This window comes from Butyricicoccus sp. (assembly GCF_050872565.1).
In the GTDB taxonomy this organism is placed as follows: domain Bacteria; phylum Bacillota; class Clostridia; order Oscillospirales; family Butyricicoccaceae; genus Butyricicoccus_A.
In genome coordinates, this window is the sequence record NZ_JBNMHC010000115.1 from 1 (window position 1) to 6,409 (window position 6,409).

6 protein-coding genes are annotated in these 6,409 nt (G+C 51.1%); 1 reads left to right on the top strand and 5 read right to left on the bottom strand.

Annotated features, from left to right (window positions below; all coding sequences use genetic code 11):
• The first annotated feature begins 474 nt into the window (after positions 1–474).
• Positions 475–1,263 (top strand): HAD-IIA family hydrolase, encoded by a 789-nt coding sequence (locus ACR0P9_RS06215; protein ID WP_432618341.1) that lies wholly within the window; start codon positions 475–477, stop codon positions 1,261–1,263.
• A gap of 51 nt (positions 1,264–1,314) precedes the next feature.
• Here ACR0P9_RS06215 and ACR0P9_RS06220 read toward each other — a convergent pair whose 3' ends face one another.
• The 5 genes from ACR0P9_RS06220 to ACR0P9_RS06240 all read right to left on the bottom strand — a co-directional run bounded on the left by ACR0P9_RS06220 (position 1,315) and on the right by ACR0P9_RS06240 (position 5,913).
• Positions 1,315–2,469: a GNAT family N-acetyltransferase gene (locus ACR0P9_RS06220; RefSeq protein WP_432618343.1), complete on the bottom strand. Its 1,155-nt coding sequence runs from the start codon at positions 2,467–2,469 to the stop codon at positions 1,315–1,317.
• Positions 2,466–3,374: a dihydroorotate dehydrogenase gene (locus tag ACR0P9_RS06225; RefSeq protein WP_432618345.1), complete on the bottom strand. Its 909-nt coding sequence runs from the start codon at positions 3,372–3,374 to the stop codon at positions 2,466–2,468. Before ACR0P9_RS06225 ends, ACR0P9_RS06220 begins: the two co-directional genes overlap by 4 nt.
• A complete protein-coding gene (locus tag ACR0P9_RS06230; RefSeq protein ID WP_432618347.1) occupies positions 3,374–4,141 on the bottom strand; it encodes a dihydroorotate dehydrogenase electron transfer subunit in 768 nt (255 codons plus the stop codon). The genes ACR0P9_RS06225 and ACR0P9_RS06230 overlap by 1 nt, the downstream gene beginning before the upstream one ends.
• A 108-nt stretch (positions 4,142–4,249) precedes the next feature.
• Positions 4,250–5,623, bottom strand: a complete 1,374-nt coding sequence (locus ACR0P9_RS06235) for a polysaccharide deacetylase family protein (RefSeq protein WP_432618349.1) — start codon at positions 5,621–5,623, stop codon at positions 4,250–4,252.
• A 2-nt stretch (positions 5,624–5,625) separates the two neighbouring features.
• Positions 5,626–5,913 carry a Dabb family protein gene (locus tag ACR0P9_RS06240; RefSeq protein WP_432618351.1) on the bottom strand — a complete coding sequence of 96 codons (288 nt, stop codon included), beginning with the start codon at positions 5,911–5,913 and terminating at the stop codon, positions 5,626–5,628.
• Positions 5,914–6,409: the final 496 nt, after the last annotated feature.

The window sequence follows — 6,409 nt, forward strand, 5'->3', positions numbered from 1 at the left end:
CGATTTCTCCGCGATTCTGTACGGCTTAGAACGTATGGTAGATAACAGCGTCAATATTGCGGAGGAGACCCTCGACAACATTCGCTTTGTAGAATTGGAGCCTGCACAGATGGAAGCTCTGTCTGAACGCGGCATTCCGGTTCCGTCCATGGCACAGTGAGGTGAAGACGATGAAAGGCAAGCGATTGCTGTGGCAGTCAACGCGGACAATCCGCTGGACAATCTTTCTATGGATCAGCTGACGGGAATTTATGACGGTTAGTACAAGCAGTGGGCAGACCTAAATAAATAAACAGCAAAGAAACAAAAAATATCTTTGCATAACACAAAAACTATGATATACTGAAACCAAGCTGGAAATTAACTCATAGTTTCACAACATACCGTTCCGGCAATCAATACTGTTTGAGGATACAGAGGGGTATTGCACGTGCGGTGCGGTGCCCCTTTTTGCCGGAAAGAAAGGAATCACATATGGATCGTTTAAGACAGAAAAGTGGATTTATCTGCGATATGGATGGTGTCATCTATCATGGCAACCGAATTTTGCCAGGTGTGCGGGAATTTGTCGACTGGCTGCAAAAGGAGAACAAGCACTTTTTGTTTCTAACCAACTCCAATCATTCGACGCCGCGCGAATTGCAGCAGAAGCTCGCGCGCATGGGACTGGATGTCGATGAGTCGCACTTTTATACCAGTGCACTGGCAACGGCGCACTTTTTGAAGCTGCAGGCACCGGGATGCAGCGCGTATGCTGTCGGTGACCACGGCTTGCAGAATGCTCTGTTTGCAGCAGGCATCACGATTAACGATGTTGATCCGGATTACGTTGTCATTGGTGAGTCGCAGTCGTTCAGCTATGATAATATCGTCAATGCGGTTCGCCTTGTCAATAAGGGCGCAAAGCTCATCGGCACCAACTCGGATTTGACGGGTCCGACCGAAAATGGCATTGTACCGGGCTGCCGCGCCCTCATTTCTCCGATTGAGATGGCAACCGGCAAGAAGGCATACTTTGTCGGCAAGCCGAATCCGCTCATGATGCGCACCGGTCTGCGATTGCTCGGCGTGCACTCGGAAGATGCTGTTATGATTGGCGACCGTATGGATACTGATATTGTCGCTGGCATTGAGTCGGGTCTGGACACGGTACTGGTGCTGTCCGGCGTCACGAGCCGCGAGGATATTGCCAACTATCCGTACAGCCCGCGTTTGGTGCTCAATGGTGTCGGAGATATTCCTGCGTTTGCACAGGCAGAATAATTCAAGAGAGACAAAAATCCCACTGGCTTGCATCCAGTGGGATTTTTTCGCTTATTTTACCGAAATATTTCGTCTGAGCACGGCAAATGTGCCGTTTTCATCTTGAAATTCGCTGTACGGTTCAAAATCATTGTGTCGATAAAAGTTCACGGCATGTGGCTTATACTGCGCTGGAGTTGCTTCGAGTACGCGCTTGCCTAGGCGGCGATACAGACACACAGCATGGGTAATGAGCTGCGGGCCAAAGCCAAAACCGCGGAATTTTTCCAAAATACAGGTGCCGCCCATCTTGCCGACCGGAGATTCCGCCGGATAAGCTTGGGTGTTCATGCAGATGAGACCGCCGATTTCTCGGTCAACCATACCAAAGGCGACTGCCTCCGGATGAACCTGTTGGAATCCGCGCAGACGCGCTTCGATTTGCTCGTTGGTCAGCGGGGTCTTGCGATAGGTATCTGTCTCGTGGAACATGGATAAGCACATCTGCTTGTCTGTCGGATCGTCCCAGTTGACGGCGCGGAACCACATCTGCGGCGATGCCGGAACATCTTTATCATCGCTCCATTTGAGCGAAGCAAAGGTGGAGAGCTCCTGCGGCAGATGAGAGTTGTCATTGCGGTAGGGCACCTCAATGCTGCCGTCCTCATGGAAAATCATCTTGGCAACACAGGTGTTGTCTCCCCAGCCGACCTGCATCATGTCCTCAGCGCGCAGTCCCAGCGCAAGCGTCAGGATGCCGCGGATGGCAGAGCCGTGGCACACGAGAGCAAGGGTATTTCCCGCCTGTTCCTCAGCGATGCGCCGCATTTCCGCCAGAGCACGAGCACCGGCTTCCATAATCGTCTCGCCGTGCGGCGGACGGCAGTCCCACGGATGCGTGCACCACGTGTCATATAATTCCGGGTAATCAATCGGCAGCTTTGCCCACGCTTCATCTTCCCAGTCACCCATGTAAATCTCGCGCAGAGCAGGGCGCTCCATGACGGTCAGTTTGTGCGGGCGGGCGATTGCCATCGCAGTAAATCGAGCGCGCCATAAGTCGCTGGAATATACGGCGTCCAGATACGTATCGGCAAAGCGTTTGCCGACAACTTCCGCCTGCTCTAAGCCGCGATGGGTGAGCATACTGTCGTAGTGTCCGTGGCAGCGGCGGCCTAAATTGCCCTCCGCTTCCGCGTGCCGGACGAGATAGATGGTGGTACTCATAGACGCAGTGCTCCTGTCAGCTCTGTCACCGACTTGATGCCGTGGCTGTCGCAGAACTCGTTCAGTTCGTGTACAGCCTTGACCGGTGCCATTGGATCAGCGAAGCAAGCTGTGCCGATGGCAACCGCATCTGCACCTGCGAGCATCATTTCGACAATATCGCGACCGGTACGAATGCCGCCCATGCCGATAATCGGCACGTCAACGGCCTGATGTACCTGATAGACCATGCGAACCGCAACCGGGAAGACCGCCGGACCGGACAGACCGCCCATGATATTGGACAGAATCGGGCGGCGGGACTCTACGTCAATGCGCATACCCAGCAGCGTATTAATCAGCGACAGCGCATCTGCACCGGCAGATACAGCGGCACGGGCAATCTCTGCGATATCTGTGACATTCGGCGTCAGCTTGACAATCAGCGGCTTCTTTGCCACAGCCTTGGCAGCGGAAACCACTTCTTCAACCATTTTTGGCTGGGTGCCGAAGGTCAGACCGCCGCACTTGACGTTCGGGCAGGAGATGTTCATCTCAATCAGATCAATATCTGCATCCGAAATTTTTTCTACGATGCCAACGTATTCTTCTACGCTGTGACCGGAGACATTGGCGATGATTTTGGTATCGAACTGGCGCAGATATGGAATTTCTTCCTCGATAAAGCGGTCAACACCCGGGTTCTGCAAGCCGACACAGTTCAAAATACCCATCGGGGTTTCCGCGATGCGCGGTGCCGGATTGCCGAGCTGCTCTTCCGGCGTCAGACCCTTGGCACCGACACCGCCCAGCTCTCCGAGATCGTAAAAATTTGCATATTCATGACCGAAACCAAAGGTGCCGGAAGCGGTCGTTACTGGGTTTTTCAGCTCAACCCCACAGAAATTAACACGAAGATCAGCCATTACCACTGCACCTCCTTGGAATCAAATACCGGACCGTCCTTGCAGACATGACCATAGCGTGTGCTGCCGTCTTTATTCTTGAGCGAGCAGACGCAGACGAGACATGCGCCGATACCGCAGCCCATGCGCTCTTCCATGGATACCTGACACGGGATGCCCTTTGCCTCAGCAATATCAGCCAGTGCGTGCAGCATTGGCTTCGGACCGCAGGCGCAGACCGAGGTAAACTCGTCCAGATGCTCCTTGAGAACGTCCGAGACAAAGCCGTGAATGCCGTAAGAGCCGTCATCGGTTGCCGTATATACAGTGCCGACAGCCTGAAAATCCTCTTCGAGGATCACGGCGTCTTTGTTGCGGAAGCCGAGGATTGCTGTAGGCTGTGCGCCGTTGGCGCGTGCGGCCTGCATGGTCTGGAGCATCGGCGGAACACCGATGCCGCCGCCGATAAATACCGGACGGTCACCGAGACGAGTCAAATCAAAGCCGTTGCCGACAGGGCCGAGAATATCCAGTGTGTCGCCAGCCTTGCGCTGAGACAGCCACTTGGTGCCTTCGCCCTTGACGACAAAGACGATTTTCAGCGTTTCATCGTGTGCCTGACAAATCGAGATCGGACGGCGCAGCAGATTGGCATCGCCGCAGGTGATATGAACAAACTGACCGGGTTTCGCCAGAGCGACAATCTTTGGCGCATGAATCGTGAGCGCAAAAATATTGCTGCCCAGGGTCTGATTGTCCCGGACGGTGCAGATTTCCTGTATGGACATGAAACAAACCTCCTATAATTTGGTTTTTCGTTTATATCTTCTATTTTACATGATTTTTTTCCGAAAGAAAACCCCTGCCGGATGAAAATCCGACAGGGGAGAAAAGACTTAGCAGAACGCCTTGGCAATAATGGTTGCGACTTGCTCGCGGGTGCTGTTACTGCGCGGGGACAGCAACAGTTTGTTGCCGTTTCGGATGCCGGAAATAATGCCGTTGGAAACGGCCCAGTTCATGGCAGGGCGTGCCCAACTCGACACCTGATTGGCATCCGCAAAGTATTTCTTGGCCAGAGTATCCGAGACATTCGGACTGCCGCAGTAGTGATACAGCATGACAATGAGCTGCTCGCGTGTGATAGCATCATTGGGCTTGAATTCGTTCTTGCTCACACCGGAAGTGATGCGCTGCTGATATGCCCAGATAACAGCCTGATGATACCACGCGGAGGAAGAGACATCGCGGAACGGTGTTTGACCGGAAACCGCAGGTCTTCCTGCCAGTGCATACAAAACCTGAACACTTTCCGCACGGGTCAGTGTTTTATATGGCTGGAAGGTGTCGCCGCTCGTGCCGCGCATATAATTGGCACTGTATACCTGCTCAATATATGGCGTAGACCATCGGGAGGCAGATATATCGGTAAAAATACGAGATACCGATTGATCGACATAATCGGCAAACTGTGCCATTGTCGTAGAGCGGTGCATTCGATAGCGCGGAATGGTGTAGAACGCATCGGAAATCTTCCAGCGATTGCCGCCTGCACAGATGCCGAAATGATAATATTTGGCTGCAATGGACAATGTGGTATTGGTATAGCCGCCCTCTGGATAGGTGAGAGCGAACGGACTTTTACCGGTGATTTCGCGAATTTGCCGCTGCGATTCCTTCATCTCATATTCCTGTTGCGATGCACTCAGCTTCGTCATGTTCGCATGAGAGAGAGAATGGCTCTGGATTGAGACAATACCGCTGTCCGACAACTCTTTGATTTGTTCGCGCGTCATCATGTGCTGTCTGCCCAAACCGTTTGGAAATACGAAAAAGGTCGCTTTCATGCCGAATTCCTTGAGCATTGGGTAGACTGTCGTGTAATTGTCTGCATAGCCGTCGTCAAAGGTCAATAAAATCGGCTTGGGATACAGCTCCAAGTGGTCTAAATCTTCAAATGTGATGGTCTGATAACCGTGATCTTTGAGATATTGCAGCTGCTGGCGAAACACAGATGGTGAAGTAAACATTTCGCGGCTGCCCCAAATATCATCGGAAATCAAGTGATACATGAGGACGGGAACCGAACGCTTTCTTTGAATATCTGATTTTTTTAATCCGTAAGACTGCTGCATCGTATCAGATACAGAAACTTGGGCAGAATCCGACACGGGATTTTCTGTAGTGTCCAGCGCAAACGCAGATGCGGAGAGCAAGACACTGGCGGACAGCAAAACAGAGGCCGAACGCAAAAACTTACGATTATCCATACTTATGACTCCTTGTAATCAATAGAAGCGCGAGATACGCGATGTTCTTTGCCGATTTGTGCCACAGCGAGATGACGCGGGTCTTTTTGGTACAGCGCGAGATCTGCCAAAGAATCAAACTTGACGAGAAGGACTGCGTTGAAATCATTGGCTTCATTGCAGCTCTCATAGGCTTTGATGTGTCGAATCTGCGGGATAACGCCATCTAGTGCGTTCAGACCGTCGATAAACTGACGTCTCAGATCATCTGAGCCATCATCGAATTTCCACATAGCAACGTGTGTAATCATAATCAGACTTCCTTTCCCCAATGGGTAGTTGTACAGTACAAACTTAGTGTACCATGAAACTGCAGTCGGAACAATGGGAAAAACATTAAGAAATATTAAGATTTTCAAAAGATACACGGGATATTCGAGAAAGTGAGAGGATATAACAGTTTTTGCCAGCTGTTTTGACAGAATAAAAAATATCCCGACCTGCTTTGCGGATCGGGATGTTTGCGTATAAATCATATTGACATTGTTTTGATGTCAACGTATAATAAAAATGTGGAAACCAGACGGTTGCCACACATTGACAAGTTATACTAATTATGAAGAGAGGTCTCACACTCTCAACAACTTAGTGAGTCGCCTGATTGCAGCAGACGGCTCACTTTTTCTTCATTGCGATGATTTTTAAAATCAAATCAATCACCGCGAGAAGTAATCCTGCCGCACCAATACAGATGCTCAGCAATTCATAAAGTGTCGTATGTATCACCTCCGGCGAGAAGATTTCCCG

What these genes read in the sequence shown, in the direction of transcription:
- ACR0P9_RS06235 (WP_432618349.1), bottom strand. Translation starts at nt 5,623, where the DNA reads ATGGATAATCGTAAGTTTTTGCGTTCGGCCTCTGTTTTGCTGTCCGCC.
- ACR0P9_RS06220 (WP_432618343.1), bottom strand. Translation starts at nt 2,469, where the DNA reads ATGAGTACCACCATCTATCTCGTCCGGCACGCGGAAGCGGAGGGCAAT.
- ACR0P9_RS06240 (WP_432618351.1), bottom strand. Translation starts at nt 5,913, where the DNA reads ATGATTACACACGTTGCTATGTGGAAATTCGATGATGGCTCAGATGAT.
- ACR0P9_RS06225 (WP_432618345.1), bottom strand. Translation starts at nt 3,374, where the DNA reads ATGGCTGATCTTCGTGTTAATTTCTGTGGGGTTGAGCTGAAAAACCCA.
- ACR0P9_RS06230 (WP_432618347.1), bottom strand. Translation starts at nt 4,141, where the DNA reads ATGTCCATACAGGAAATCTGCACCGTCCGGGACAATCAGACCCTGGGC.
- ACR0P9_RS06215 (WP_432618341.1), top strand. Translation starts at nt 475, where the DNA reads ATGGATCGTTTAAGACAGAAAAGTGGATTTATCTGCGATATGGATGGT.